Source organism: uncultured Thalassospira sp. (genome assembly GCF_963976115.1).
In the GTDB taxonomy this organism is placed as follows: domain Bacteria; phylum Pseudomonadota; class Alphaproteobacteria; order Rhodospirillales; family Thalassospiraceae; genus Thalassospira.
The window spans coordinates 133,111-159,151 of record NZ_CAXBJJ010000002.1; the positions used below are offsets into that span (position 1 = coordinate 133,111).

The 26,041-nt window shown below is 52.6% G+C and carries 25 protein-coding genes; 15 read left to right on the top strand and 10 right to left on the bottom strand.

The genetic code is table 11. The features are described 5' to 3' along the window. Positions 1 to 139 precede the first annotated feature (139 nt). The 6 genes from AAC086_RS02570 to rbsK all read left to right on the top strand — a co-directional run bounded on the left by AAC086_RS02570 (position 140) and on the right by rbsK (position 6,809). Positions 140 to 1,186 carry an autoinducer 2 ABC transporter substrate-binding protein gene (locus AAC086_RS02570; protein ID WP_339774907.1) on the top strand — a complete coding sequence of 349 codons (1,047 nt, stop codon included), beginning with the start codon at positions 140 to 142 and terminating at the stop codon, positions 1,184 to 1,186. Positions 1,187 to 1,272: 86 nt separating this feature from the next. Next, the gene (locus AAC086_RS02575) at positions 1,273 to 2,775 is read left to right on the top strand and encodes a sugar ABC transporter ATP-binding protein (protein ID WP_339774909.1); all 1,503 of its coding nucleotides are present in this window, start codon (positions 1,273 to 1,275) and stop codon (positions 2,773 to 2,775) included. A gap of 11 nt (positions 2,776 to 2,786) precedes the next feature. Then, positions 2,787 to 3,764 (top strand): ABC transporter permease, encoded by a 978-nt coding sequence (locus AAC086_RS02580; RefSeq protein ID WP_339774911.1) that lies wholly within the window; start codon positions 2,787 to 2,789, stop codon positions 3,762 to 3,764. 10 nt (positions 3,765 to 3,774) lie between these two features. Next, on the top strand, positions 3,775 to 4,767 hold the full coding sequence (locus AAC086_RS02585) for an ABC transporter permease (RefSeq protein ID WP_339774912.1): 993 nt from the start codon (positions 3,775 to 3,777) through the stop codon (positions 4,765 to 4,767). A 14-nt stretch (positions 4,768 to 4,781) separates the two neighbouring features. Beyond that, a complete protein-coding gene (locus AAC086_RS02590; protein WP_339774914.1) occupies positions 4,782 to 5,867 on the top strand; it encodes an aldose 1-epimerase family protein in 1,086 nt (361 codons plus the stop codon). 15 nt (positions 5,868 to 5,882) lie between these two features. Next, the gene (gene rbsK / locus AAC086_RS02595; RefSeq protein ID WP_339774917.1) at positions 5,883 to 6,809 is read left to right on the top strand and encodes a ribokinase; all 927 of its coding nucleotides are present in this window, start codon (positions 5,883 to 5,885) and stop codon (positions 6,807 to 6,809) included. A gap of 163 nt (positions 6,810 to 6,972) precedes the next feature. Here rbsK and AAC086_RS02600 read toward each other — a convergent pair whose 3' ends face one another. Further along, positions 6,973 to 7,650 carry a GntR family transcriptional regulator gene (locus AAC086_RS02600; protein ID WP_339774920.1) on the bottom strand — a complete coding sequence of 226 codons (678 nt, stop codon included), beginning with the start codon at positions 7,648 to 7,650 and terminating at the stop codon, positions 6,973 to 6,975. Between the two features lie 128 nt (positions 7,651 to 7,778). Here AAC086_RS02600 and AAC086_RS02605 point away from each other — a divergent pair, with 128 nt between their 5' ends. The 7 genes from AAC086_RS02605 (at position 7,779) to eutC (ending at position 14,746) form a co-directional block, all read left to right on the top strand. Further along, positions 7,779 to 8,600 carry a carbon-nitrogen hydrolase family protein gene (locus AAC086_RS02605; protein WP_339774922.1) on the top strand — a complete coding sequence of 274 codons (822 nt, stop codon included), beginning with the start codon at positions 7,779 to 7,781 and terminating at the stop codon, positions 8,598 to 8,600. Positions 8,601 to 8,689: 89 nt separating this feature from the next. After that, positions 8,690 to 9,427, top strand: coding sequence for an aldolase/citrate lyase family protein (locus AAC086_RS02610; protein ID WP_339774925.1), 738 nt, complete (start codon positions 8,690 to 8,692; stop codon positions 9,425 to 9,427). Then, positions 9,424 to 9,939, top strand: a complete 516-nt coding sequence (locus AAC086_RS02615; protein WP_339774926.1) for a TRAP transporter small permease — start codon at positions 9,424 to 9,426, stop codon at positions 9,937 to 9,939. Before AAC086_RS02610 ends, AAC086_RS02615 begins: the two co-directional genes overlap by 4 nt. A 28-nt stretch (positions 9,940 to 9,967) precedes the next feature. Next, positions 9,968 to 11,308 carry a TRAP transporter large permease subunit gene (locus AAC086_RS02620; RefSeq protein WP_339774928.1) on the top strand — a complete coding sequence of 447 codons (1,341 nt, stop codon included), beginning with the start codon at positions 9,968 to 9,970 and terminating at the stop codon, positions 11,306 to 11,308. 19 nt (positions 11,309 to 11,327) lie between these two features. Then, complete coding sequence (locus AAC086_RS02625) at positions 11,328 to 12,311, top strand: TRAP transporter substrate-binding protein (protein ID WP_339774930.1); 984 nt, start codon at positions 11,328 to 11,330, stop codon at positions 12,309 to 12,311. A 252-nt stretch (positions 12,312 to 12,563) separates the two neighbouring features. Continuing rightward, the gene (locus tag AAC086_RS02630; protein WP_339774932.1) at positions 12,564 to 13,955 is read left to right on the top strand and encodes an ethanolamine ammonia-lyase subunit EutB; all 1,392 of its coding nucleotides are present in this window, start codon (positions 12,564 to 12,566) and stop codon (positions 13,953 to 13,955) included. Continuing rightward, positions 13,955 to 14,746: an ethanolamine ammonia-lyase subunit EutC gene (eutC, locus tag AAC086_RS02635; RefSeq protein ID WP_339774935.1), complete on the top strand. Its 792-nt coding sequence runs from the start codon at positions 13,955 to 13,957 to the stop codon at positions 14,744 to 14,746. The genes AAC086_RS02630 and eutC overlap by 1 nt, the downstream gene beginning before the upstream one ends. Positions 14,747 to 14,793: 47 nt before the next feature. On the opposite strand, the gene attM is transcribed toward eutC, so the two are convergent. From attM to AAC086_RS02650, 3 genes are all read right to left on the bottom strand, one after another. Further along, on the bottom strand, positions 14,794 to 15,585 hold the full coding sequence (gene attM / locus AAC086_RS02640) for an N-acyl homoserine lactonase AttM (protein WP_339774937.1): 792 nt from the start codon (positions 15,583 to 15,585) through the stop codon (positions 14,794 to 14,796). A 72-nt stretch (positions 15,586 to 15,657) separates the two neighbouring features. Next, positions 15,658 to 16,818 carry an iron-containing alcohol dehydrogenase gene (locus AAC086_RS02645; RefSeq protein ID WP_339774939.1) on the bottom strand — a complete coding sequence of 387 codons (1,161 nt, stop codon included), beginning with the start codon at positions 16,816 to 16,818 and terminating at the stop codon, positions 15,658 to 15,660. 38 nt (positions 16,819 to 16,856) lie between these two features. Further along, the gene (locus AAC086_RS02650; RefSeq protein WP_339774940.1) at positions 16,857 to 18,311 is read right to left on the bottom strand and encodes an NAD-dependent succinate-semialdehyde dehydrogenase; all 1,455 of its coding nucleotides are present in this window, start codon (positions 18,309 to 18,311) and stop codon (positions 16,857 to 16,859) included. 96 nt (positions 18,312 to 18,407) lie between these two features. On the opposite strand from AAC086_RS02650, the gene AAC086_RS02655 reads away from it, so the two are divergent. Together AAC086_RS02655 and AAC086_RS02660 are read left to right on the top strand one after the other, a co-directional pair. Next, a complete protein-coding gene (locus AAC086_RS02655; protein WP_339774942.1) occupies positions 18,408 to 19,187 on the top strand; it encodes an IclR family transcriptional regulator in 780 nt (259 codons plus the stop codon). Between the two features lie 91 nt (positions 19,188 to 19,278). Then, complete coding sequence (locus tag AAC086_RS02660) at positions 19,279 to 19,848, top strand: peroxiredoxin (RefSeq protein ID WP_339774944.1); 570 nt, start codon at positions 19,279 to 19,281, stop codon at positions 19,846 to 19,848. Here AAC086_RS02660 and AAC086_RS02665 read toward each other — a convergent pair. From AAC086_RS02665 to AAC086_RS02690, 6 genes are all read right to left on the bottom strand, one after another. After that, complete coding sequence (locus tag AAC086_RS02665) at positions 19,845 to 20,597, bottom strand: metallophosphoesterase family protein (protein WP_339774946.1); 753 nt, start codon at positions 20,595 to 20,597, stop codon at positions 19,845 to 19,847. The two genes, AAC086_RS02660 and AAC086_RS02665, sit on opposite strands and share 4 nt — an antisense overlap. A 68-nt stretch (positions 20,598 to 20,665) precedes the next feature. Further along, entirely contained in the window at positions 20,666 to 22,063 is a 1,398-nt protein-coding gene (locus AAC086_RS02670; protein WP_339774948.1) for an FGGY family carbohydrate kinase, read from the bottom strand. A gap of 5 nt (positions 22,064 to 22,068) precedes the next feature. Further along, positions 22,069 to 22,383 carry an L-rhamnose mutarotase gene (rhaM, locus tag AAC086_RS02675; protein ID WP_339774951.1) on the bottom strand — a complete coding sequence of 105 codons (315 nt, stop codon included), beginning with the start codon at positions 22,381 to 22,383 and terminating at the stop codon, positions 22,069 to 22,071. A 1-nt stretch (position 22,384) separates the two neighbouring features. After that, a complete protein-coding gene (locus tag AAC086_RS02680) occupies positions 22,385 to 23,449 on the bottom strand; it encodes an ABC transporter permease (protein ID WP_339774954.1) in 1,065 nt (354 codons plus the stop codon). Next, complete coding sequence (locus tag AAC086_RS02685) at positions 23,446 to 24,441, bottom strand: ABC transporter permease (RefSeq protein WP_339774957.1); 996 nt, start codon at positions 24,439 to 24,441, stop codon at positions 23,446 to 23,448. The genes AAC086_RS02680 and AAC086_RS02685 overlap by 4 nt, the downstream gene beginning before the upstream one ends. Next, on the bottom strand, positions 24,442 to 25,932 hold the full coding sequence (locus AAC086_RS02690; RefSeq protein ID WP_339774960.1) for a sugar ABC transporter ATP-binding protein: 1,491 nt from the start codon (positions 25,930 to 25,932) through the stop codon (positions 24,442 to 24,444). Between the last annotated feature and the right edge of the window lie 109 nt (positions 25,933 to 26,041).

Genomic DNA, 26,041 nt, shown 5'->3' on the forward strand with positions numbered 1-26,041 from the left:
GGCCCGTAAGGGTTTTTACCTGTGCTTTTGGGTATCTCCCTAGTCTTTTTAGCGGATTGCACCAATCGTACTCTTGCGATTGGTGCCAATAAGATGCAGAAAACTGCCACTCAAAGATAAATTTAATTTGGAGGTAACAATGAACAAGTTTCTGTCATCGCTTGTCGTCGCGGGGACCCTGCTGTCAGGGGCCGCACATGCCGACGAAGCAGTAAAAACGCCGGATATTATCCAGAAATTCACCTCCGAAGCCACTGGCAAGGAATATTCCATTGCCACCGTGGTCAAGGTGGATGGTATTGCCTGGTTTGACCGTATGCGCGAAGGCGTTAAACAGTTTGGCAAAGATACCGGACACGACACCTGGATGGTCGGGCCGAGCCAGGCCGACGCAGCAGCTCAGGTTCAGTTGATTGAAAACCTGATCGCTCAGGGCGTTGATGCCATCAATATCGTGCCTTTTTCTGTTGAAGCGGTTGAGCCGGTTTTGAAAAAAGCCCGTGATCGTGGCATCGTTGTGATCGCACACGAAGCATCAAATCTTAAAAATGCCGACTACATCCTCGAAGCTTTCGACAACAAGGCCTATGGTGCCAAGTTGATGGAAGTTTTGGGTAATTCGATGGGCGGGAAAGGCAAATATGTTGCAACCGTTGGCAGCCTGACCTCCAAATCCCAGAATGAATGGATTGATGGTGCCGTTGCGTACCAGAAAGAACATTTCCCCGATATGGAAATGGTCACCAAACGTCTGGAAACCTATGACGATGCCAACACCGACTATACCAAACTTAAAGAAACCCTGACCACTTACCCGGACCTGTCGGGTATTGTCGGGGGTCCGATGCCGACTTCTGCTGGTGCCGGTCGTTTGATTGCCGAACGTGGTTTGCAGGGCAAGCTGCATTTTGCGGGTACGGGGCTGGTGTCGGTTGCCGGTGAATATCTGGCAAAGGGCGACATTCAGTACATTCAGTTCTGGGACCCGGCTGTTGCTGGTTATGCCATGAACATGTTGGCTGTTATGGCGCTTGATGGCAAAGGTGATCAGATCAAAGCCGGTCTGGATCTTGGCCTGCCGGGTTATACCAAGCTGAGCACCCCTGAAGGTGACAATGCCAATCTTGTTTATGGTCAGGGCTGGGTAGGCGTGACCAAGGAAAACATGGACAAGTATAACTTCTGATTTCATCAGATGATGAAGGCGTCCGTAACGGGCGCCTTCATTTTATTTTGAAATCGGGCCCTTTGTTTCACGTTGACGGGCTTGTCATGTCTGAAAATTTTATTGAATTGCGAAACGTCCGCAAGGAATTTGCCGGTGTTGTCGCGCTTAACGATCTTTCGCTGACGATACGCAAAGGCGAAATTCATTGTCTGGCCGGTGAAAACGGGTCGGGAAAATCCACCTTGATCAAGGTGATGTCGGGCGTATACCAGCCTGACGCAGGCGAAATTTCCATTAATGGAAAAGCAGTTGGCCAGTTGTCGCCAATGGCATCCATCGAACATGGCGTTCAGGTCATTTATCAGGATTTTTCCCTGTTCGGTAATTTGACCGTCGCGGAAAACCTGGCGATGAATGTGCAGTTGCGCGAACAGCGCCACATTCTGAACTGGCGCCGGATGCGTGAAATAGCCAAAGAGGCCGTGAGCCGCCTTGGCGTTGACCTTGACCTTGATGCCGATGTTGAAAAACTTTCAACGGCCGGGAAACAGCTGGTGGCAATTGCCCGTGCGTTGATGTCTGATGCCCGTCTGATCATTATGGACGAGCCGACAACAGCCCTGACCGGCAAGGAAATCGAAACGCTTTTCCGGATCGTCAAGGATATCCAGTCGCGGGGCATTGCGATCCTGTTCGTTAGTCATAAAATGCGCGAAATGCTGGAAATCAGCGAACATATTACTGTTATTCGCAATGGTCAGAAAGTGGCAGACGGCCCGACCAGCGAGTTTGACGAAGCCCTGATCACGCGGCATATGACCGGATCGGATATTGTTTCCGAACCCTATGTTTGGGATCAGGCGCAATATGGGGCGCAGCCAGCACGAATTGAAACACAAAACCTGTCCTTTGACACCGATCTTGATAAGATCAATCTGTCGATCCGGCCAGGTGAAATCGTTGGCGTTTCCGGGCTTTTGGGATCTGGCCGTACTGAACTGGCATTGGCGCTGTTTGGCATGATGCCCGGATACAGTGGTTCAATTTCGATCAACGGGCAGCAAACAAAACTTTCAACGCCGCAAGATGCAATTAATGCCGGTATTGCCTATGTCCCCGAAGATCGTTTGAGTGAAGGCTTGTTCCTGACACAGGGGATTGACCGTAATATGCTGTCGACCAGCTATGAAAAGCTGGCACCGGGCCTGTTGATTGACCGTAAAAAAGCCGAAGACTGGGTTGATACCATGATCCGCGACATGCAGATCGCAACCCCGACCGGCAAAAAACTGGTCAAGGAACTTTCCGGTGGCAATCAGCAGCGCGTGGTAATCGCGCGCTGGCTTTTGACCAAGGCGAAATTCCTGATCCTGAATGGCCCGACCGTTGGCGTCGATGTCGGTTCCAAGGCTGAAATCCATCGGATCATTCGTGAACTGGCCGAAAAAGAAGGGCTGGCGGTGTTGATGATTTCCGATGACGTGCCGGAACTGGTCCATAACTGTAACCGTATTGTCCTGATGCACCGTGGGGCCTTTGTCGAGGAAATGGCATCTGTCGAAACCTCCGAAGACCAGATCAGCGACAAGCTCAAGAACTTAACGTGAGGAAAAACTCGATGGCCTGGTTTCAAAAATCAGAGGTGGTCATCGCGGGCATTCTTGTGCTTGCCATGATCTTGATCGGGCTGGTCAACCCCGCCTTCTGGAGCCTGGACAACATGTTCAGCCTTTTGCGCAGCAATGTCATTATTGGTATTATGGCGCTGGGCGTGTTGCTGGTGATGATATCGGGCGGGATCGATGTTTCCTTCCCGGCCTTTGCCGTTGCGGCAATGTATCTGACCATCAAGGCGATGATCTGGTTCAATTATGACGGGGTGGTTCTGCCGTTTGTTGCTGCGGCAACAATGGGCGCCTTGTTTGGGTGTTTGAACGCGTTTTTTGTTTATAAATTCCGCATGATTCCGCTGATCGTCACCTTGGGTACGGGCAGCATGGTGCGTGGCTTCCTGCTGGGTGTTGTTGGTACCAGCATGATCAATATTAACAAAATGCCCGATGCCCTGATTGATTTTGGTAAATCCGATATCATCAATATGGTCAAACCCGACGGCACGACCTATGGCTTGACCGCGATGATCCTGGTTTATGTTGGTCTGGCCGTTGCCCTGCATCTTGTGTTACGTCATACCATGATCGGTCGCGGGGTTTATGCCCTGGGCGGTGACCCGGAAGCGGCAAGCCGCGTTGGTTTTAACATTCGCAAAATCACGTTTTTTATTTATTGCGTTGCCGGTGCTTTGGCCGGTTTTGCCGGTTTGCTGCACAGCGGCATGATCTGGCTTGCCAATCCGCGCGATTTTGTCGGGCTGGAACTTGACGTGATCGCGGCTGTCGTTCTGGGCGGGGCCTCCATTTTTGGCGGGCGTGGTTCGGTTCTGGGAACCATGCTGGGCGTGTTTATGCTGGTGATGGTTAAAAACAGCCTGATCATTATGAAAATCGACACCACCTGGCAGCGGGTTGTTGTCGGTGTCATCATCGTCATTGCCACAGCCATTACGGCATGGCGTGACCGCCGTGCGAACGCGTGAGGAGGCCGATATGAAACGTCAAATGGATTTTCGCAGCCTGCTCAACCGGGACAATAACATTGTTCAGCTGATTGCGATGACGATCCTGATCTTTGTTGTCATGACAGCGCTTAGCCCGGACAAGTTCCTGCGGTATTACAACTTTGAATCCATCACCTATATTTTTCCCGAACTGGGCCTGTTGTCGATTGCGATGATGATCGCAATGTTGACCGGCGGTATCGATTTGTCGGTCATTGGCATTGCCAATCTGTCGGGTATTTTTGCCGGGGTGATGTTTAAAAAATTCGCCACCGATGCCGGTGTTGCCGATACCGGTTTTGGCATTGTGCTTTTGGGTGCAGTCATTGCGCTGGGCACCGGGCTTGTTGCCGGGGCGCTAAACGGGTTGTTAATTACCCGGCTTAAAATTACGCCAATTCTGGCAACCCTTGGCACCGGGCAAATCTTTACCGGCCTTGCCATTGTCATGACCGGCGGCCCTGCCATTGTCGGTTTTCCCAATGCCTGGGCATTTATTGGCAATGGCAAAATTCTGGGTCTGGCAACGCCGTTTGTGCTGTTTATCGTGTTGGCCTGCCTGATCGCCTTTATTTTGCGCCGCACCACCTTTGGCATCAATCTGATGCTGATCGGAACCAACCCCAAAGCCGCTTTGTTCGCCGGTTTGAAACGCGAAAAAATGGTCCTGATGAGCTATATGCTGACCGGGGTTATGGCATCGATTGCCGGGATCATCCTGTCGGGTCGCACCAATGCCGCGAAGTCTGATTATGGGACGTCCTATCTGCTTCAGGCTGTGTTGATTGCGGTTCTGGGTGGCACCAATCCGGCTGGTGGTCGGGGCACGGTTCTGGGTGTGTCGATTGCGGTTACCGCATTGATGCTGCTGTCGAGCGGCTTTCAGATTTTGCGGTTTTCAAACCATTTGATCGATTTCATCTGGGGCGCGTTTTTGTTACTGGTGATTGCCATTAACGCCTATAAAAACCGTACACGTTAAGGGATGCAGAAAAGATGAGTGTTGCGACCCAAATCAATCTGCGCAAAAGCTATTTCGGCGATGCCGAACAGGTGATTGCGGCGCATGGCAACATGTCGGCCAGCCTGTTTCGTTATGAAAGCGGTATCGAAGCCGTCCGCTTGAAAAACGGGCGCGGGCACCTGGTGATTTTGCCCTATATGGGGCAAATGATCTGGGATGCCGTGTTTGATGGCGTTGATCTGACCATGCAGAACATGTTTCGCATGCCGCGCCCGGCGGATGTCATTGTCGGCACTTATGGCTGTTTTGCCTTTCATTCCGGCTTGTTGACCAATGGCTGCCCCGGGCCGAGTGATACCCATCCGTTGCACGGTGAAATGCCGTGCGCCCCGATGGATAAGGCGGCTATCGAATTTGGTTCCGATGACGAAGGGGCCTATATGGCCATCACCGGTATGCGGGAATATGTGATGGGTTTTGGTGCCCATTACATTGCCCGGCCCCGTGTGGTTTTGCGGCCGGATTCGACCCTTTTCGACATACAGATGAATGTTGAAAACCTGTCGGGTGCGGCTATGGACCTGATGTATATGTGCCACGTTAATTTCGCCTTCTGCGAAGGGGGCCGGATCATTCAACCGGCAAAATTCACGCCCGATGAAACCATTGTCCGTACCGAGGTTCCGGCCCATGTGCCGCGCAATCCCGATTACGATGCCTTTTTGCATATCCTGGCCGAAAATCCGGCGGCAATGGAAACCATGAGCGAACCGCACCGTTACGACCCCGAACAGGTATTTTACATTCGCAATGGCAAAGCCGATGCCAATGGTGACACATCCTATATGATGCGCCGGATCGAAGGCGATGCCTTCCACATTACCTATAATATCAACGATTTTCCTAAAACGGTGCGCTGGGTTATGGCCAATCCGGACCAGAAGGTTTGCGCATTTGCCCTGCCATCGACCTGCGAGCCTGAAGGCTTTAGCGCCGAACAGGGCAAGGGCAATGTGATTTCGTTGCAAAGTGGCGAAAGCCGGCATTATTCGGTGCGGCTTGGTTATGTAACACGCGCCGACAGTGATGCGGCCGAACAGGCGATCCAGTCGCTGTAATTCAGGAGAACTAACATGGCAGGCAAAATCGCCATTGTCGGCAGCAACATGGTCGATCTGATCACCTATACCGATCGGATGCCGTTGCCGGGCGAAACCATCGAAGCCCCGCGTTTTGAAATGGGCTGTGGTGGCAAGGGGGCCAATCAGGCCATTGCTGCGGCACGTCTTGGTGGTGATGTAATGATGGTAACCAAGGTTGGCGATGATATTTTCGCTGACAATACCATTCGTAACTTTGAGACATCCGGTATTGATACGCGTTTTGTGGACCGTGTTCCGGGCACATCAAGCGGTGTTGCGCCCATTTTTGTTGATGCATCAGGCGAAAATTGCATTCTGATCGTCAAGGGTGCCAATGCCGAATTGTCGCCAGCGGATGTGGACCGTGCTGCCGATGCCCTTAAGGAATGCGATCTTATTTTGATGCAGCTCGAAGTGCCATTGGAAACCATTTATCATACCGTTGCCTTTGGCGCGAAACACGGTATTGAAACCCTGGTTAACCCTGCCCCCGCCCCGGCGGATCTTGATAGTAGCAAAATCGAACAAGCCACCTTCCTGGTCCCCAACCAAACGGAACTTGCCACCATTTCGGGCTTGCCGGTCAATTCTTTGGCTGGCGCCGAAGCCGCTGCCCGCAGCCTGATCGCGCGTGGTGTTAAAACCGTGATCGTGACGTTGGGCGGCGATGGTGCACTTTTGATTGATGGCAAAAACGCTGCAGTTCATATCGACCCGGTATCGGTTAAACCCGTTGATACCACCGGGGCAGGCGATGCCTTTATCGGCAGCTTTGCCCGCTATTACGTTGAAAGCCACGATGTAACAGCCGCCCTTAACATGGCTGTTCGCTATGCCGCCGACAGCATCACCCGGCCAGGCACCCAGAAATCCTATGCAACGGTTGAAGAATTTGAAAAGTTCTGCAACGCGCTTTAATTCTGGCGCCATCACCTGTTAACAACAGGCCTCGGCAATGCCGGGGCCTGAAATGTTTGGAGGGGGCCCTGTTGTGGCAGCCAAATTGCCACATCCCGGCGATTTACGATAATAACCGATTCAAGGCTGGTAACCGCATGCCCAATAGCGCAGGCAAAGGGTTTTAAACTGGCAAGCGCGAAACCACGTCAAGGATCGGGCGTAGATGGCGTGAAATGATGCCAATAGCGGCGTCTTCATCAAAATTTTCCAGCGCAATGATCAGGTCTTTATGTTCCTGGTCAATTGTTTCGGCGCGTGCAGGCTGGACCCGCATGGCGGCAATGGCAACCCGTTGCTGGCGCACCTGCAAGGACCCGTATAGTTCAACTAGAACTGCATTGTTGATCGTGGCGACGATGTTGCGGTGAAATTCCTGATCATATTCGGCACGCTGAACAAAATCCTGGCTTTTGCTGGTGATGCACATTTTTTCGTATAAATCGTTTAGAATGGTGGGTATTGGCAGGCGTTCCTGACAAATTCGCTGCATAGCGTGTGCTTCAATCAGGCGGCGGCTTTCATATACTTCGATCAGTTCCTGTGCTGTAATTTGCCGAACAACGGCACCGCGCCTTGGCGTCAGACTGATATAATGGTCGCTTTGCAAGCGATGCAGGGCTTCGCGCACCGGCGTTCGCGAAACACCAACCGCATCAGATACGATTTGTTCTTCGATGAAATCACCGCCGCGCCATTCGCCGTTTAAAATTTTACCCCGAACATAGTCATAGACAAGTTCTTTGGCGGGTCTTTTAGGACCGTCTTCCGGGCTTTTTGTCTTGCGGGCTGCTTGCGTCATGTTTCCTCGTTCGGGTTCGTTTTTGTCCCAAAGCAGAATTACACCACACAGACGGGGTAGACAACGAAATATTTTTTTTGTACATGTCATGTATACACGGTGAATAAAGTTTGTCGAAAGGACATAAAATGCGTGTCGCGATCTGCCAGTTGAACTCTCAGGATGATAAAGAACAGAACCTTGCGACTGCTGAAAAGCTGGTGCGCGCTGCGGCGGCGGATAAGGCCGATTTGGTGGCTTTGCCGGAATACACCGATTATCAAGGTCCCAAAGAAGGTGCGCTGGCATCGGCCGAACCTGAAAATGGCCCAACCACCCAGCGGTTTTCCGCCCTTGCGGCTGAACTGGGTATCAATATTCTGTTGGGTTCGATCCGCATTCAGACCGAAGACGCTGCGCGCTGCAATAACCGTAGCTTCCTGTTTGGGCGCGATGGCAAGGTGGTTGCGCAATATAACAAGCTGCATCTTTATGATGTCGATTTGCCGGGCCGCATTACCTATCGCGAATCAGATACTGTCATGCCCGGTCAGGAAGTTGTCTTGGGCGATGTCGATGGCCACAAGGCGGGCTTGTCAATTTGTTACGACGTTCGTTTCCCGGAACTGTTCCGTTTGCAGGCCCTTCAGGGGGCGAAAATTCTGTTCGTTCCGGCGGCCTTTGCCCTTTATACCGGGCGAGATCACTGGGACGTGCTGTTGCGCGCCCGCGCCATTGAAAACCAGTGCTTTGTGATTGCACCGGGGCAGTTCGGCCCGTATCCGCCTGCCGGGGCGTGCAATGGCCGCAGCATCATTATCGATCCGTGGGGCAATGTTTTGACCCGTATGGCCGATAAGGTCGGGTATGCCATCGCTGATCTGGATTTTTCCATGCAGACCAAAACCCGCGAAGAATTGCCGTCCTTAAGCAATCGTCGCGCTGATATTTACGATTTGAAAACAGCGTAATCCCCACCGGTGCGCCTGTGTAGCGCACCGTTATGCTTTTCGAATTCCCTTACGCCACGCATTGAATATATATATAAAAGGTCTCTGCAATGAACGTTTCCAAATACGGTTTCTGGATGTCATCGCCCAATTTTGCTGCTGCCGAAATGGCACGGCTTGCCGGGTACGAGTTTATTATTCTTGATATTGAACATGGTTCGTTCGACTTGCAGGACCTTGAACGGTTGATTCCGTTTTTAAAGGCCATTGGGTTTGAAGTGCTGGCAAAGGTGCTTGGCCCCGAACGCGGCCCGATCCAGCAGGCGCTGGATTTTGGCGCTGATGCTGTTGTCATTCCGCATATTTTAAGCAAAACCCATGCCGAAGAAATTTGTGCCTTTGCCAAATTTCCGCCGCTGGGGGATCGAAGCTTTGCGGGCGGCCGGACATCTTCCTATGCCGGGTTCAATGACGAATGGGTTGCCACCCAGGACACCAAAACCCGTTGTTATCCCATGATCGAAGACCACGGCGCGATTGAAGAAATCGACGGTATTCTGTCCTTGCCGACCGTGGATGGTGTTTTTGTCGGGCCGTCGGATTTGTCGCTACGCCGCGAACGGGGAGCCTATGCGCGCCAGCAAGGCGATTTTGACGATCTTGCCAAGGTTGCAGCGGCGGCCAAGGCCAGCGGCAAGGTATGGGCATTGCCCGCATGGAGCCCGGAAGAAAAGACGTTTGCCCATAATAATGGTGCCGCTTATTCCGTGTTGATAATGGAGCACGGCGCGATATTTCAGGGGCTGAAATCTGCCATGAATGACATGAACGAGATATCTGGAAAATGACGGGAAAAAACATTTCTTTCATCGCGCATCTGGATGGGGCCATGACGCGATCAGGGCGCTGGTTGTCGTGGGTTTCGGTGGCATTGATTGTATATATGCTGGGCCATATTGCGCTTGAAATTGTGCTGCGCGCCTTTTTCGACACATCGACCTTCGTTTTGGAAGAATTTGTCGGGTATGCGTTAGGGGCGATGATTTTTCTCGCCCTTGCCGCAACCCACACCGAAGACCGGCTGATCCGCGTGAATTTGCTTAAAAATTTTCTGGGTCCACGCGGGCGCGAAATTGCCGATGCCTTTGCCAATCTGGCGGCAATGGGGGCCTGTCTTTTGTTGTTTGGTGCCCTTTACAACATTTTTACCCGCAATTTGCGCTTTGGCATTACCAGTTCCAGTTTTGCCGAAACGCCCCTGTGGATACCGCAATCGCTGATCATTGTTGGACTGGGGTTTTATATTCTGCGTCTGGCGGTCAACGTGCTGGTGCACGCCGAAAAATCATTAAAGGCTTAAAAAAGCCAAGGCTTCAGGTGAGGTTAAATTGGACCCGTTAACATCTGCTGCGGTTGTTCTTGCCGCCATTCTACTGGTTCTTGCATCGGGCATCTGGATTTATGTCGGCCTTATTCTGGTCGCGGCAGGTTCGTTGATGTTTCTGGGTGATATGCCGCTTGACCGGGTGATGAATATTTTTGGCTCTATCATTTTGCGCAGTGCCGGGTCGTGGGAACTCTCCGCCATCCCGTTATTTATCTGGATCGGTGAACTAATCCTGAAAACCGATATTTCGATGCGCATTTTCCGTGGGTTGGCCCCCATTGTCGGGCGTCTTCCTGGTGGGTTGATCCATTCGAATGTTTTTGGCTGCACCCTGTTTTCGGCCATTTGCGGGTCCAGTGCCGCGACCACGGCCACGGTGGGTAAAATTACCATCACCGAACTGGGCCATAAAAATTACCGCGAAAGTCTGGTGCTGGGCTCGCTGGCGGGGTCGGGCAGCCTGGGCCTGCTTATTCCGCCGTCAATTGTCATGATTGTTTATGGTGTTCTGGCCGAGGTGCCGATTGACCGTCTGTTTGCGGCGGGAATTTTGCCAGGTATTTTTATTGCGATTGTGTTTTCGGTCTATGTCGCTATTCGCTGCCTGATTTCGGGGGATCAAAATGCGCCAGGCTCGCCGCAATATCGCGCCGTTGCCCCGCTCGAAGAACCCGCCCAACATTATACCCTGTGGAACAGCCTTCAGGATCTTGCGCCGATCATGCTGATTGTCGGTCTGGTGTTGGGCTCGATCTATACCGGTTTGGCAACCCCGTCCGAAGCCGCCGGGATCGGCATGGTGTCTGTGCTGGTGTTAACGGCAGTTACCCGGGCGCTGACATGGGATGTGTTTCAGTCGTCTTTGATGAGCACCCTGCACACCAGCATCATGATTTTTACCGTGGTGATTGCCGCATCGCTGATCTCAACCGCCCTTGGTTATCTGCATATTCCGATCGGGCTTGCCAACTATATTGTTGGATCAGACATTTCGCCCGGCCAGTTTATATTGTTAACCTCGGTCTTCTTCCTGTTTCTTGGCATGATCCTGGATGGTGTTTCCATCATCGTGATGACGTTGCCCATTCTGTTTTCCATCGTGCAGGGGCTTGGCATTGATCCGATCTGGTTTGGGATTTACCTCGTGATCATGGTCGAGATTGGGCAAATTACCCCACCGGTTGGCTTTAACCTTATGATTATCCATTCAATTTCCGGTGTGCCTATTTCGCGCATGGCGCTTTATGCCCTGCCGTTCTGTTTCTTGATGTGCCTGTGCGTTGCGATTTTCTACTTCATCCCGGAAATCGTTATGTATCTACCAAATACACTGTTCAACTAAAAAAATGGAGGCTTCAAAAATGATCAAATCAATGCTGTTTGCTGCTGTTGCGTTTGTCCCGTTATGTCTGGGGCAGGCACAGGCCGCCGAATATAACTGGGACCAATCCACCGAATATGGCCCCAACTCGATTAATACTAAAACCGACGTTTTCTTTGCCGACCGGCTTAAAGAACTTTCGGATGGTAAAATCGCCATCACCATCCATTCCGGTGCGGCACTGGGCTTTCGCGAAAAAGACCATCTTTTTGCGGTTGCCGATGGTGCACTGCCGATTGCGACCACGGTGAGCGGCACACTTGCCGGTGTTGATCCGATCTTTTTGCTAAGCTCGCTTCCGTTCGTCGCCAAGGACTTTGATGACGTTCGTAAATTGTGGGATATCGCACGGCCTTATTACGAAAAAGTATTCGAAAAATATGACCAGAAACTGATCCATGCAGGCTGGATTGATCCGTCAGGCATCTGGGCGGAAAATGAAATCAAATCACAGGCCGATTTGAAAAACCTGCGTATTCGCACCTATGACGCCACCGGCACCCGCGTGTTAAATGCGCTTGGTGCGTCGCCACTGCAAATTTCATGGTCCGATGTGGTGCCGCAGTTGGCAACCGGCTCTATCTCTGCCGTGTTGACCGGGGTAGATGGCGGGGCTGCTGCCAATTTCTGGGATTACACCAGTGTTTTCACTCAGATCAATTACGCCATGCCGCTGACCTTTGTTCACATGAACATGGATGTTTATAATTCCCTGACGCCGGAACTGCAAAAAGCCGTGATGCAGGCCGGTGAAGAAGCAACCGAATGGCGCGCCACGCAAATTCGCCAGAATCAGGCCGCCAAATACGATGAATTGCGGTCGCACGGGATGACTGTTGTTGAAAAAGTCGATGCCGGTTTTGCCAAAACATTGTCGAACGCCGCACAGCCGGTGATCGATGACTGGAAAGCAAAAACCGGTTCGCGTGCGGATGAAATTCTTGCCAAATTCGCGGCTGAATAAAACCTGAAGGGTCCCGGCATGGCACGCCTCGCCATTACCGGGACTGCTTTTTTTAAGGCGTGCCTGTTTTACGGTCATTTTTAAGGGTTTGTTTGAAACTGCTGAAATTTTAACACAAGTGTTTGAACCAGATAGCTCATTCTGTCGCAGTGCAAATCTCGGCATCATTCTTTTGATAAAATTGAAAATCTTATGTCTGCGGCATTGTTAACCATGCTGCAAATCGGCTGATATCATCAGGAGGCTGCAATCTTGCATTCTGCATCCGTCACCGGATTTAACCGGTTCACATTTCCTGATTTGAAAACGGTGCTGGCCAAAGCAAGCCCGCTTCGTTCGGGCGATTTATTGGCCGGGCTGGCTGCGGGGTCTGACGAGGAACGGGTTGCCGCCCGTTATACGCTGGCCGATATACCGCTAAAGCGGTTTTTATCCGAGGCCCTGGTGCCTTATGAGCGCGATGAAGTTACCCGCCTGATTATGGATAGCCATGATTACAGTGCGTTCCTGGCGGTATCATCGCTGACTGTTGGCGATTTTCGCAACTGGCTGTTATCGGACGAGGCCACCCCCGCCGCCCTTAAGGCGCTGGCACCGGGCCTCACCCCGGAAATGGTTGCGGCGGTTAGCAAACTGATGCGCAATCAGGATCTGATTGCGGTTGCCCGCAAATGCCGGGTGGTAACATCCTTTCGTAATACCATTGGCCTTGAAGGGCATTTGGGGGTGCGGTTGCAACCCAACCACCCAACCGATGACCCCGCCGGTGTTGCCGCCTCTATTCTTGACGGGTTGATGCACGGGGCCGGTGATGCCGTGATTGGCATTAACCCGGCGACGGATAGCCCTGATGCCATGATCGAACTTTTAAAACTGATCGATGATGTGCGCGAACGGTTGTTAATCCCCACCCAATCTTGCGTTTTATCCCATGTTACCACCGCGATCGAAGCGATGAACCGCAATGCTCCGGTTGATCTGGTGTTTCAGTCCATCGCCGGCACCCAGGCTGCCAATGACAGCTTTGGCATTAATCTGGCCATATTGGCCGAAGCCCAACAGGCGGCGTTGTCGCTCAATCGGGGGACGGTTGGCACAGATGTAATGTATTTTGAAACCGGGCAGGGGGCGGCATTATCCGCCGATGCCCACGAAGGGCTGGATCAGCAAACCGTTGAAACACGAGCCTATGCCGTCGCCCGTGCGTTTTCGCCGCTTTTGGTCAATACCGTGGTTGGCTTTATTGGGCCGGAATATTTGTTTGATGGCAAACAAATCACCCGTGCCGGTCTGGAAGACCATTTTTGTGCCAAGCTGCTGGGCGTGCCGATGGGGGTTGATGTTTGTTACACCAACCACGCCGAAGCCGATCAGGATGACATGGATAATTTGCTCACCCTGCTTGGCGTTGCCGGGACCAATTTTGTTATTGGTGTGCCAGGGGCTGACGACATCATGTTGAATTATCAAAGCACCAGCTTTCATGATGCCATGTATTTGCGATCTGCCCTTAATTTGCAGCCTGCCCCCGAATTTGCCGCGTGGTTACGTAAAATGGAAATTTTTGATCAAAGCGGGCGTACCCGCCCCAAACTTGATAGCAGCCTGACACAGGATTTGCTGGCATGGTCGGGGGCGGCGTAATGAGCCTGTCAGATAATCCCGACATCCCGCGATTGGACCCTTGGTCGCGCCTGCGGGTGCATACCAGTGCGCGGATCGGCCTTGGCCGGGTGGGGGATGGCCTGCCAACCTGCCAGTTGCTGGAATTTCAAATGGCCCATGCCCGGGCGCGTGATTCCGTCCATATGCCATTTGATGCGTCGATGGTTGGTGGCAGCATTGCCGATCTGGATTTGCCTGTTATCACGGTTCAGTCTCGTGCGGCCAATCGGGCGGAATATTTACAACGCCCTGATTATGGCCGCAAACTGGCCCCGCAAAGCGAAACGGATCTTTTGGATGCGGCAAATAGTGCAGGTGCCAACTCATCACCCGATATCGTCTTTATTCTGGCCGATGGCTTGTCTGCGCGTGCCATTCATGAAAATGGTGCCGATATGGTGCGTCAGACATTGGCGTTGTTGGGGCGTGACTGGTCCATCGGCCCTATTGTTTTGGCCCATCAGGCGCGTGTGGCATTGGGCGACGAAATTGCCAGCCGCTTACAGGCAAAAATCAGCGTGATGTTGATTGGCGAACGCCCCGGTCTTTCCAGTGCGGATTCCCTTGGTGCCTATCTGACTTATGCGCCAAAACCCGGTTGTAGCAACGCACAGCGCAACTGCATTTCAAATATCCGCCCTGCCGGTTTCCCGGTAGATGACGCGGCACAAAAGCTTGTTTATCTTATGAATGCCGCCTGCAAAAGCAGCATTTCGGGCGTAAATCTCAAGGACAATTTCAGCCCGTCTTTGGTGGATGCGTCGCGTTGAAATAGTGGCCCCCGCCCAAATTTATCGGGCGGGGGCCACGGTTTTGATCAATCGTAATATTCCGGGGCGTGTTTGAAGGTTGCCCAGGCATCCGGGTCGTGACCGGTCACGACCGTTGCTTTGGTTTTTTCAGCCAACGCACGCAGTTTTTTAACCGAACGCACGGTGTCCACAGTTGATGCCAGGAAACCCGGCAATGATTTCTCTTCCCAATGATCGGTGGTATAGGCCGCATCAATGGTCAAAATCATCGGTCCGGTATTGGGCAGGTTGACTTTGAATGACATGTGGCCCGGCGCATGGCCCGGGGTGAAAACGGTGGTCAGCGTTCCATCGCCATAGATGTCATAATGATCATCGTCGGTGCCATTCAGGAACTGCCATTTCAGGCCCGGTTTGTCGAAATCCTTGCGGATATAGCCACCGGCGGCAAACCAGTCCGGGGTAAAGGCATATTCATATTCGCTGCGCTGCACGATGTGGGTTGCATTGGGGAAACGGCCAATGGCACCGGTATGGTCCAGATGCAAATGGGACTGCACCACATAACGAATATCTTCCGGTTTGATACCCATTTTTTCAAGCTGGGCCACACAGCCTTCGGACGGGTCCATTACCGGCCAATAAACCTCGGTCACACCACCCCAATGTCCAACCGGGTCAGTGGCGGCTTCGACGGCGTTGCCACCATCAATAATGGTATGACCTTCAGGATGGGTAATCAGAAAGAACGGAACCGGAATTTCATAATCGGCACCGTTACCTTCGTTCATTTTAATGTTATGCACTTTGCATTTCAGCGAACCGGTCTGAAACATGTAAAGGCGAATGTCAGTCATGGGTTTACCTCCCGTTTTGGGTCGTTTCTTCTGGCCTGTGCCAGATATATTGCCAGGGAATTATGCGAAGCCTTAATAGGCTTCGCGATAAAGTGCCAAGGCATCTTCCTCGGTCACTTCAACAGGGTTGTTCACCAAAAGGCGCGATTGTTTCATCGCATCTTTCGCCAGCATGGACAGGCTGTTATCGGTGACATTAACGTCGCGCAAACGACGCGGAGCCCCGCTTTCATCCATCAGAGCCAGCATGTGATTAACAAATGCCTCTGAACGGGTATTTGCATCCCCCGTGCCGTCAACACCCATCACATCGGCCAGTTCGGCATATAACGGCGCGGCAACCTTTGCGTTGTAGCGCAATACCGGGCCTAGCATCAGGGCGTTGGTCAACCCGTGCGGCAGGTGATAATGCCCGCCCAACGGGTAAGCCAGGGCATGAACAGCTGCGACCGGCGAGTTGGAAAAGGCCTGGCCTGCCAGCATCGCACCCAGCAGCATGTTTTCACGTGCTTCGCGGTTGGTGCCATCTTTGCACGCCGCAAGCAGGTTGCTGCCCAACAGGCGAAGGGCTTCGCGGGCAAGGGCATCGGATAGCGGGTTTTTCTTGAATTTCGATGTATAGGCTTCGATGGCATGAACCATCGCGTCAATGCCGGTGGCTGCGGTATGAATTTGTGGCAGGCCCACCGTTAATTCGGCATCAAGAAGAACAAAATCAGCATAAAGCTGGCGCGAAACCACACCCATTTTGGTGGTTTCGCCGGTGGTAATAATGGAAATATTGGTCACTTCCGACCCCGTGCCCGCCGTTGTCGGGATCAGGGCGAGGGGCAGGCGTTTGCCTTTGACATTGCCAATGCCATACATTTCCGCAAGCGGCTGGTCACTGCCGATGATGACAGCCGCCAGTTTGGCAATATCAAGCGACGATCCGCCGCCAAGGCCGATCACGATGTCAATATTCTGCGCGCGTGCCATCTCAACGCACTTCATAACAATGGCTTCGGGCGGGTCGGCGACAACATCGTCAAATACAGAAACAGAAAAACCAGCTGCTTCCAGTGCCGTTTTAACCGGTGCAATCAGGCCTGCATCAATCAGGCCACGGTCTGTAACCAATAAAGCCTTGCGCTCGGCAAAGCGTTCGACAAGCAGGTCGCCAAGGCGGCTTGATCCGCCCCATTCAACGAAAATATCGGCCGCTGTTGTAAAGCCGAAAGGATTGAGGGTCATCGTTTCCTCCGTATATATCGGTTATTTGTTGGGTCGGTTTAGCGAATGGCAGTGCAGAAATATTTGATTTCCAGATATTCCTCGATGCCATATTTGGAGCCTTCACGGCCCAGACCCGACTGCTTTACGCCGCCAAAGGGGGCTACTTCATTTGAAATCAGGCCGGTATTGTGACCAACCATGCCGTAATCAAGGGCTTCTGCGACGCGCCAGCTGCGACGGGCATTTTCGGTATAGAAATAAGCCGCCAAACCAAATTCGGTGTCATTTGCCATGGCAATGACCTCTTCTTCGGTTTCGAATTTGAATAAGGGGGCAACCGGGCCAAAGGTTTCTTCGCGGGCCACTTTCATTGCCTGTGTCACATCGGCCAGAACGGTTGGTTCATAAAATGTGCCGCCTTGAGAACCGCGCTTGCCGCCTGTCACAACCTTGGCCCCCTTTGACAGGGCATCGGCAACATGTTCCTCGACCTTGGCAAGGGCATCTTCATCAATCAGCGGGCCGATTAGAACGCCTTGCTGTGTGCCTTCACCCACTGGCATCGATTTAACCCGTTCTGCCAGTTTGGCGGCAAAGGCATCGTACACACCAGCCTGAATATAAAGGCGGTTTGCGCAAACGCAGGTTTGTCCGGCGTTGCGGTATTTTGACACCATTGCCCCTTCGATGGCAGCATCGATGTCGGCATCGTCAAAAACGATGAAGGGGGCATTTCCGCCCAGCTCAAGGCTTAGTTTCTTGATGGTCGGGGCGCATTGGCCCATCAACAGGCGTCCAACTTCGGTCGACCCGGTAAAGGACAGCTTACGCACTTTGTCAGACGCGGTAAGGGCGCCGCCAATTTCCTGTGCCGGGCCGGTGATGACCTGAAACACACCTTTTGGAATGCCCGCAAGTTCAGCAAGATAGGCAAGAGCCAACGCGGTCAGCGGCGTTTGTTCGGCCGGTTTGACGATCATGGTGCAACCTGCGGCCAGTGCCGGGGCGGCCTTGCGGGTGATCATGGCGGCCGGGAAGTTCCACGGCGTGATGGCGGCACAAACACCGATCGGCTGCTTTAATACCAAAAGGCGTTTATCGGTTGTTGGTGACGGGATGGTGTCGCCATAAACCCGTTTTGCTTCCTCGGCAAACCATTCAACAAATGATGCCGCATACATTGCTTCGCCTTTGGCTTCTGCCAGCGGTTTGCCCTGTTCGGCGGTCATCATGGCGCCAAGGTCATCGGCGTTTTCAACAATCAGGTCAAACCAGCGCCGTAAAATGGCGGCACGTTCCTTGGCGGCACGGGTTGACCAGTCGGCAAACGCCCGTTCGGCGGCAATGATGGCCGTTTCTGTTTCGACAGCGCCCAAAACCGGAACCTGGGCGACAACGCTGCCATCAAACGGGTTGGTCACATCAAGGGCGGCGCCCTTTGGCGAGGTTACCCATTTGCCATCAATCAGGCAGGCTGTTTTTAGAAGCTGTGGATTTTTTAAGTTTAGCATTGTTCCTCCCGAAAGGTTCATTATATTGAACCTGTATCAATTAGATGAACCAACGGTGCCTCCAAACCCTGTTTGAAGTCAAGAAGGAAAAACGACGTGACAGAGAGTGAAACGATCAAAGCCGGCGCAACAGCTGTGCCTGCGTTGCGCCGTGCGGTTGCGATTATGGATTTTGTGTCAGGATCATCAAAACAACCAAATGCCGCCGAAATTGGGCGCGTTTTGTCGTTGCCCAAAAGCACTCTGCATGGGCTTTTGCTCGCGATGATTGAACTGGGGCTTTTAACCAGGGGTTCAGATGGCACCTTTAGTGCCGGGCCACACCCGATGCGCTGGGCGAACGGATTTTTGGCGCAAAATGATTTGGTGGAGGTTTTTAAAACCTACTTTGCGGAGACTCGCGACCTTACCCGCTACACCATTACGATGACGGTGCTCGATGGCTGCAAGGTTGTTTATCTTGCCTGTTCCAATGCCAGTTTACCGCTGGGCGTTACATTTCGCATTGGCATGCGCCTGCCTGCGGCCTTTACCGCAACAGGTAAGGCCTTGTTGTCGGAATTTGACCCAATCACCGTCAAAGACCTGTTTTCAGATGGGTTTCCTGCCCCGTTAACCTCGCGTAGTGTGCGCAACCTGACCGAACTCAACAGCGATCTTGAAGAAACCCGCCAACGGGGGTTTTCAATTGATGACGGGCAGGTGCGTGAAGGGATGATCTGCCTTGGGACGGCATTGCATAATCATACGGGGGACGCGGTTGCCGGGCTGGCCATTTCATTAACGCGCAGCGAGGCAACCGCCAAAGCGATTGATGATTTGGGGGGCAAGCTTGTTCTTGCGGGCATAGAAATTTCCCGTCGCCTTGGCGCATAACGGGGCCTGATCCCGCTTGAGGATGCGGTGTGCGTCGCATAAAGTGACCGACTTCGTGACGCTGTGATATGAAAGAAATGCGGTGCCCGTGATGCCTCAGGACAAGACCATAACCGAACGCGACCGTTTAATCGGCTTGGCGATGCCCCAAATACAACTTCCTGCAACCGATGGTCGCGTTTTTGACCTTGGCAAAGCCAGGCCTGACTGGCTGATTGTGTATTGTTACCCGCGCACCAGTTCGCCCAACACCCCAACCCCGAAGGACTGGGATGTGATCCCCGGTGCGCGCGGGTGCACGCCGCAAAGCTGCGCCTTTCGCGATCATTACCGTGACTTGCAGCAAAAACGTGCCGATGTTGTTGGCCTTAGCACCCAATCAACCGATTATCAGACCGAAATGGTCAATCGCCTGCATTTACCGTTCCCGGTTTTAAGTGATGAAAAACTGGAATTGGCAACAGCATTGGGATTGCCGGTTTTTCAGGTGGATGGCATGACATTACTGTGCCGCCTGACGCTGGCAATTAAAGACGGCATTATTCGTCAGGTTTTTGTCCGATTGAACAGCCCGAAAACCACGCCGATGAAATTTTGGCATGGCTGGATCATTCATGAATCGCGTCTTTTGTGCCTGCGCCACGTGCTAAATGCCACTTAGGCCGGGGTGGCGTATCCGGTTCGAAGGGCATAGGCCCAGTCATTGCGCCTGTTTTCTTCGGCTCGTTTGGCAGCTTTTTCGTGGTCATACGCAACGGCAATAAATTGCACATCGGGCAGGTCGGCATCTTCGGCAACGTCAATTATGGCATAGCGTGCATGGGGTGTAGCGCTTTCAGAAACATGGGCCGGGGCATCATCTTCATAGGCCGGGCAGCCAACAGACCCGGGATTGATAATGGTAATGCCGTTTTGGGTGCGCAGCATATCGGGGCGATGGCTATGCCCGGTCAGCACGATATTTGCTGTGTTAATGGTCCCCAGTCGCGTTGAAATGGCGGCTTCGTCATCGCGCACCAGCCCGCCATTTTCAATTCGTTCCAGCAAATAGGTGGCGTCATCGTCCGGTGTGGCGTGGCAGGCCAAAATGCCAGGTGTTAGCATCACAGTTTGTGGCAGTGCCGCCAGCCACGCCCGGTCCGCCGCTGTTATTTCCTGCACAGCAAAGCTGTCTGATGCGTTCATGGTTTCGCGTGTCAGGGTCGCAACCTGCCGATCATGGTTGCCGCGCACGGTAGTGGCGCCAAGCTGATGCAAAATTCCCATGGTTTCGCGCGGCCATAACGGGCCCGATACACAATCACCCAAATTAACCACCATGTCAGCACCCGCGCGGCGTTTCAGGTCGGCCAGTACGGCGTCCAGTGCCAAGGCATTGCCGTGAATATCTGCGATAATGGCTATTTTCATCAATGTACTTGTCTGAAAATCAAATTTGGTGACTGACTATGTCTGGGCCGCCTAAATTTGCGCAGTCGTCAGGATCGTGGCAAGCGTAAAAACCATTGATGCCGATAACTTTTATAGTGCGGGCCGGTTAACTCACGGTCTATTTCATACAAAATTCCGGTTTGCATTTCCCTGTTCTGCGGGCTTAAGGCCAGTAAAGCCGCTCCATAGCTGGTTCCGGCATTGCCCGATGCGATATGTAGCGGCTGTTCAGGCCGAAATAATGCCAGAATTTGGCATAAATGCCTGTTTTGGGCAAAGGGACCATCAAGTATCAGTGGGCCACTCGCCCCAATCATACCCAGGCAATAATCAATCATCAGCGCCCCGTAAAGGGTGGCAAGGGCGCTATGGCGGGCCGGTGTTGCAAGCCCGGCATGATTTTCAACCGCGCCCGTATGTCCGCTAAACGGCCCGCCCGCCGTGGCGAAAGACGGAATGGCATAAATTCCCTGGTCAATGACATGGTCGATATCGTCCATGGTAAAGGGGGTGTCGGCCTTGGGGCACAGGGTTTCATATTCGCGCCCGCCCATAAACCGTGCACTGGGGACTGCATGGCCATCAAGATCGACATTACATAATGTATCGCGGTCTTCGCGCAAATTGTGCGTGGCCGAACTGCCAACGGCAAAGCAGATAACCCATGTGCCGGTCGAAACCAGTGTAAAGGGTTTGGGCATTGTTTGAATATAGGGTACGAGCGAGGCATTGCTGTCGTGAATGCCACACAGAATTTCGCAGTTGGGTGATATGCCGGTTTGTGCGGCGATTTCGGGTAAAAGCGTGCCAATCACAGCATCCGCCTTTTGCAGCGGCGGAAATTTCGCGGCCCAGCCCTGTTTTTGCGCTAATGCTGACCATTGCCCGGTTGTTGGCTGCCACAAATCACTATGACATCCCAGTGATGTGCATTCGCTGGCTTTTACCCCGCATAACCGCCACGCCCAATATTGCGGATACAGCAAAATGTCGCTGGTATTGTGAAAGGCATCTTTATGGGTTTGGCTTAAGGCGTAAAGTTGCCGACCAATATTTAACCCGGCGGGTAAATCGGGGCTCAGGCTGTGGGCAAACGGGTCGCGAAGGGTTTTGTATTGGGTGTTTATGACTGCCGGTATTTCATTTTCGTAATCAACCACAGGCAGGGCAACCCTATCGCCCTGCATCACAACAATTGTCGCCCCATGCGTGGTGACAACAATGCGGATAATGTTGAATTTTTCTGCCGCATTTTGTAACTGCGCTAAACAAAAATGCCATAGTCCGTCAATGTCATGATGGCGATAAGGAGGGCCGGGCAAGGGCGTGTTGGCCTGTTTTTGTTCGCAAAACAACCGTGCGTTTTGCGCATCACGAATACTGATTTTGGCATTGGTTTTGCCAATATCAAAAACGGCGATAGCATTGGGTCTGGTCTGTGTCATGGCAGTTACGGCAAATGGAATAATGGTAATAGCGGGCGGCTGGCCGGGCTGTTATCGGGGTTGGTCGCCATAATATCCCCCATATGCGCCCACCATTTTTTCATGATGTCGGTTTTTGGCAGGGCATCCATACCGTGATTGTCTGTGCGTCTTAAAACCGCAAACAGGATGTGCGTTTCTTCATCCAGAAAAATACTGTAATCGCAAATGCCTGCGTCTTTCAGGGCCACGACAAGGTCGGGCCAAATCGCATCATGGCGGCGTTTATATTCGGTTGCCTGGCCAGGATTTAGCTGCATTTTAAAGGCGATTTGTTCCATGTCACCCGCTCTTCATTTTGGAACGTATTTTGTGGGCCTGTAGAATGCGTCGCCAGATAATGGGCGTGCCGATAACCCCAATCAGCAACATGCCGGTAAAAATTGACATAACAATGCCGGGTACATTCAAAAGCCCCATGCCAAATGTCACCAGCCCCATCAGAAATACGGCAATAAACACCCCGGCAATGCTGCCTGCACCCCCCATGATGCTAACCCCACCCAAAACCACCATGGTAATTACCTCAAGTTCCCAGCCCATGGCGATGGAGGGCCGGGTGGACCCGATACGCGATGTCAGCAAAATGGCCGCGACTCCGGAAAAAAGCCCAACCAGGGTAAACAGCGCCATACGATGGCGTTTAACATTGATGCCGGAAAAAAGGGCGGCAGTTGGATTATTGCCAATGGCGAAAACGCGGCGGCCAAAAGTTGTTTTGTGCAAAACCACGGCAAAAACCGCCGATAGCAGCAAAAACAAAGTAAATTCAAACGAGATTACCCCGTAAACATAGCCCTGTCCGAAAAAGGCAAAGGCGGGCGGGTAATCACGATAAACCCCGTCGCCCAATACAATATAGGCAATGCCGCGATACAGGCTCATGGTGCCGATGGTCACCACAATGGCGGGAATATCAAACCGGGTAATGATATATCCGTTAAACAGCCCGGCCAGCAAACCGGTGCCTGCGCCGATTGCCACCATGCCAGCCGTGTCAATGCCCGCACTGTTGGCCGCCCCCATGGCGACCGATGACAGGGCAATGGTCGATGCGACCGATAAATCAATGTCGCGCGCAATGATCAACAAAGCCATCGGCAGGGCAATAATGGCTTTTTCGGTAAAGTTGAATGTCGCGTCTGACAGGCTCCACGGGTCCAGAAAATAAGGTGAAAGCTGGGTGTTGGCGAAAAATGCCAGCACCACAAACAGCATTAACAATGTTTCCCAGCGTAGCACCCGGCCGCGCCATGCCCCGTTCAGGGTGTTGGGTAAATAGCGGTCGTGCTGTGTGTTGGGCATTATGCCCTGTCGGGCGGTTTGTTGGGTGGTTTGACGGTTCATTGATGCACCTCTCGCAAAATGCGGCGTCCAACCTGTTTTTCACTGCGCGAATTAACAATAACAGCCAGCACAATCACCCCGCCCGAAATCGCCATTTGCCAGAACGGCGATATTCCCAGAACCGGCAGGGCGTTTTTGATCAGCCCTAAAAATAGAGCGCCCAATACCGCACCCCAGACAGATCCAATGCCCCCGGCAATGGAAATGCCGCCAATTACGCAGGCGGCAACCACCTGTAATTCAAAGGCTAACGCCACCTCGGTATAGGCAACGGCAAACCGCGATACCCACAAATAGCCGCACAAACCGGCCATGGCCCCCGAAATGCAAAATGTAATGAACTGATATTTGCCCACATTAAGCCCGGCATACACCGCCGCCTTGGGATTGCCGCCAATGGCAAAAATGGCCCGCCCGGTAGCGCTATAGCGGCAAAATAGGGCGATGATCCCAATCATGATTATCGCCAGCCACGACAGCGTTGTCAGGCCCAATGTTACTTCACGTGGAAAGGCCAAAAATTGCGGTGTCATTTCATGGGCATTCACCCATTCCCCGCCGCTGAGCAAAAAGACCATACCGCGATAGATGCTCATGGTGCCAAGGGTCACAACGATGGAGGGGATGCCTACCAGCCACACCAGAACACCATTAAACGCCCCTAAAACAGCACCAATGCCAATCGACATCGCCAGCGTAACCAGGGCAGGTGTATCAGGGTGGGCGACATTCACCAGGGCCACAATCATTCCGGTCAGTGCCAGGTTTGATGCGACGGATAAATCAATGCAGCGCGTGACTATCACCAGCATTTGCACCATCGCCAGCATGATCAGAATGGCGGTGTCATCCAACAGTTCGGAAAGGTTATTGGGAGTGATAAAAAACGGTTCCTGCGTGCCGATGCCCGCTGTCATCACCACAATGATGGCAGCAAGGATCCATTCACGATGTGCGAGAATTTTGCCGATGGCGGTATGTGTTTTTGTCATTTACGCCGCCCCCGTCGCAGCCGTCACAATCGCTTCGGCACTGGCCGTGTCGCGGTCAAACCGGGCGGCGATACGACCTTCATGCATCACAACGATACGGTCGGCCATGCCCATAATTTCGGGCAGTTCGGACGACACCATAATGACCGATAATCCCTGCGCCACCAGATCACCCATAAACTGATGAACGGCGGCCTTTGACCCAATATCAATGCCTTTGGTTGGTTCATCGACAATAATGACATTGGGGTTGGTCGCCAGCCATTTGCCAATCACCACCTTTTGCTGGTTCCCGCCCGACAGGTTTTCAACGTTTTCGCTTAGGCTCGCGGCTTTTAAATTCAGGCTTTGCGCGTAATGGCGGGCAACGTCATATTCACGTGCCATGTCAATAAAGCCGTAGCGCGACAGGCCGCTTAACCGGGGCAGGGTGATGTTTTGAAAAATCGGCAGGCTCAGGATCGCGCCCTGGTGCTGGCGATCTTCGGGCACATAGACCAACCCGTTGGCAATGGCCTGGCTGGTATTGGCCGGGGCATAGGGTTTGTCGTGCAATGTCATGTAACCAGCACTGGTTTTGGTCAACCCAAACAGGGCCTGCATCACTTCGCTGCGCCCGGCCCCCACCAGCCCGTAAAAACCCAGAATTTCGCCCGCGCGTAAATCAAACGAAATATCGTTAAATTCGGTCGGGTGTGACAGGCCCGTAACTGTCATAACAACCGGGCCAATATTGGCTTCGGTTTTGGGGTAAACCTGGTCAACCGTGCGGCCAACCATCATGGACACCAGGTCATTCTGGGTTACATCGCCGATCAGGCCCGATCCCACCAGTTGCCCGTCGCGAAACACGGTATAACGGTCGCAGATTTCAAAAATTTCATCAAATTTATGGCTGATAAACAAGATCGCCTTGCCTTCTTCTTTCAGGCGGCGCACCAGTTTATAAAGATCGTTGATTTCCTGATGCGACAGCGACGCTGTTGGTTCATCCATGATCACGATATTGGAGTTGTGTGAAATGGCCGATGCAAATGACACCATATGTTTGTGTGCAACGCTCAGGTTCTTAAGCGGTGTTTGCGGGTCAACCGGCACATCAAGATATTCCAGCAATTGCCGGGCACGTTTGCGCATCAACGGCCAATCTAACAAGCCTAACCAGTTGCGATCCTGGTTATTGATAAAAATGTTTTCGGTGACGCTAAGCTCATCAAACATCACGGCTTCTTGATGAATGGCGGAAATACCCGATTTTACGGCATCGGTGGCGGCATGAAATTCAACCACATTGTCCCCCACACGTATTTCCCCGTCGTCCGGGGTGTAAATACCGGTGAGGACCTTGACCAGGGTAGATTTTCCGGCCCCGTTTTCGCCAATCAGCGCCGTGACCTGACCTGGGAAAAGTTGCAGACCAACGCCATCAAGGGCTTTGACACCCGGGAATGTTTTGGAAATGTCGCGCAATTCAAGAACCGGCCTGTTCATAACTTTCAAGCCTTTGCCGAATAAAGAAGGGAATGCTGCCAACAGGCGTAAGGCCTGCAACTGCCGAACATAAAGCGGATGGGGAAACCCTTGCTGCACTGGCAAAAGT

What these genes read in the sequence shown, in the direction of transcription:
- AAC086_RS02570 (WP_339774907.1), top strand. Translation starts at nt 140, where the DNA reads ATGAACAAGTTTCTGTCATCGCTTGTCGTCGCGGGGACCCTGCTGTCA.
- AAC086_RS02575 (WP_339774909.1), top strand. Translation starts at nt 1,273, where the DNA reads ATGTCTGAAAATTTTATTGAATTGCGAAACGTCCGCAAGGAATTTGCC.
- AAC086_RS02580 (WP_339774911.1), top strand. Translation starts at nt 2,787, where the DNA reads ATGGCCTGGTTTCAAAAATCAGAGGTGGTCATCGCGGGCATTCTTGTG.
- AAC086_RS02585 (WP_339774912.1), top strand. Translation starts at nt 3,775, where the DNA reads ATGAAACGTCAAATGGATTTTCGCAGCCTGCTCAACCGGGACAATAAC.
- AAC086_RS02590 (WP_339774914.1), top strand. Translation starts at nt 4,782, where the DNA reads ATGAGTGTTGCGACCCAAATCAATCTGCGCAAAAGCTATTTCGGCGAT.
- rbsK (WP_339774917.1), top strand. Translation starts at nt 5,883, where the DNA reads ATGGCAGGCAAAATCGCCATTGTCGGCAGCAACATGGTCGATCTGATC.
- AAC086_RS02600 (WP_339774920.1), bottom strand. Translation starts at nt 7,650, where the DNA reads ATGACGCAAGCAGCCCGCAAGACAAAAAGCCCGGAAGACGGTCCTAAA.
- AAC086_RS02605 (WP_339774922.1), top strand. Translation starts at nt 7,779, where the DNA reads ATGCGTGTCGCGATCTGCCAGTTGAACTCTCAGGATGATAAAGAACAG.
- AAC086_RS02610 (WP_339774925.1), top strand. Translation starts at nt 8,690, where the DNA reads ATGAACGTTTCCAAATACGGTTTCTGGATGTCATCGCCCAATTTTGCT.
- AAC086_RS02615 (WP_339774926.1), top strand. Translation starts at nt 9,424, where the DNA reads ATGACGGGAAAAAACATTTCTTTCATCGCGCATCTGGATGGGGCCATG.
- AAC086_RS02625 (WP_339774930.1), top strand. Translation starts at nt 11,328, where the DNA reads ATGATCAAATCAATGCTGTTTGCTGCTGTTGCGTTTGTCCCGTTATGT.
- eutC (WP_339774935.1), top strand. Translation starts at nt 13,955, where the DNA reads ATGAGCCTGTCAGATAATCCCGACATCCCGCGATTGGACCCTTGGTCG.
- attM (WP_339774937.1), bottom strand. Translation starts at nt 15,585, where the DNA reads ATGACTGACATTCGCCTTTACATGTTTCAGACCGGTTCGCTGAAATGC.
- AAC086_RS02645 (WP_339774939.1), bottom strand. Translation starts at nt 16,818, where the DNA reads ATGACCCTCAATCCTTTCGGCTTTACAACAGCGGCCGATATTTTCGTT.
- AAC086_RS02650 (WP_339774940.1), bottom strand. Translation starts at nt 18,311, where the DNA reads ATGCTAAACTTAAAAAATCCACAGCTTCTAAAAACAGCCTGCCTGATT.
- AAC086_RS02660 (WP_339774944.1), top strand. Translation starts at nt 19,279, where the DNA reads ATGCCTCAGGACAAGACCATAACCGAACGCGACCGTTTAATCGGCTTG.
- AAC086_RS02665 (WP_339774946.1), bottom strand. Translation starts at nt 20,597, where the DNA reads ATGAAAATAGCCATTATCGCAGATATTCACGGCAATGCCTTGGCACTG.
- AAC086_RS02670 (WP_339774948.1), bottom strand. Translation starts at nt 22,063, where the DNA reads ATGACACAGACCAGACCCAATGCTATCGCCGTTTTTGATATTGGCAAA.
- rhaM (WP_339774951.1), bottom strand. Translation starts at nt 22,383, where the DNA reads ATGGAACAAATCGCCTTTAAAATGCAGCTAAATCCTGGCCAGGCAACC.
- AAC086_RS02680 (WP_339774954.1), bottom strand. Translation starts at nt 23,449, where the DNA reads ATGAACCGTCAAACCACCCAACAAACCGCCCGACAGGGCATAATGCCC.
- AAC086_RS02685 (WP_339774957.1), bottom strand. Translation starts at nt 24,441, where the DNA reads ATGACAAAAACACATACCGCCATCGGCAAAATTCTCGCACATCGTGAA.
- AAC086_RS02690 (WP_339774960.1), bottom strand. Translation starts at nt 25,932, where the DNA reads ATGAACAGGCCGGTTCTTGAATTGCGCGACATTTCCAAAACATTCCCG.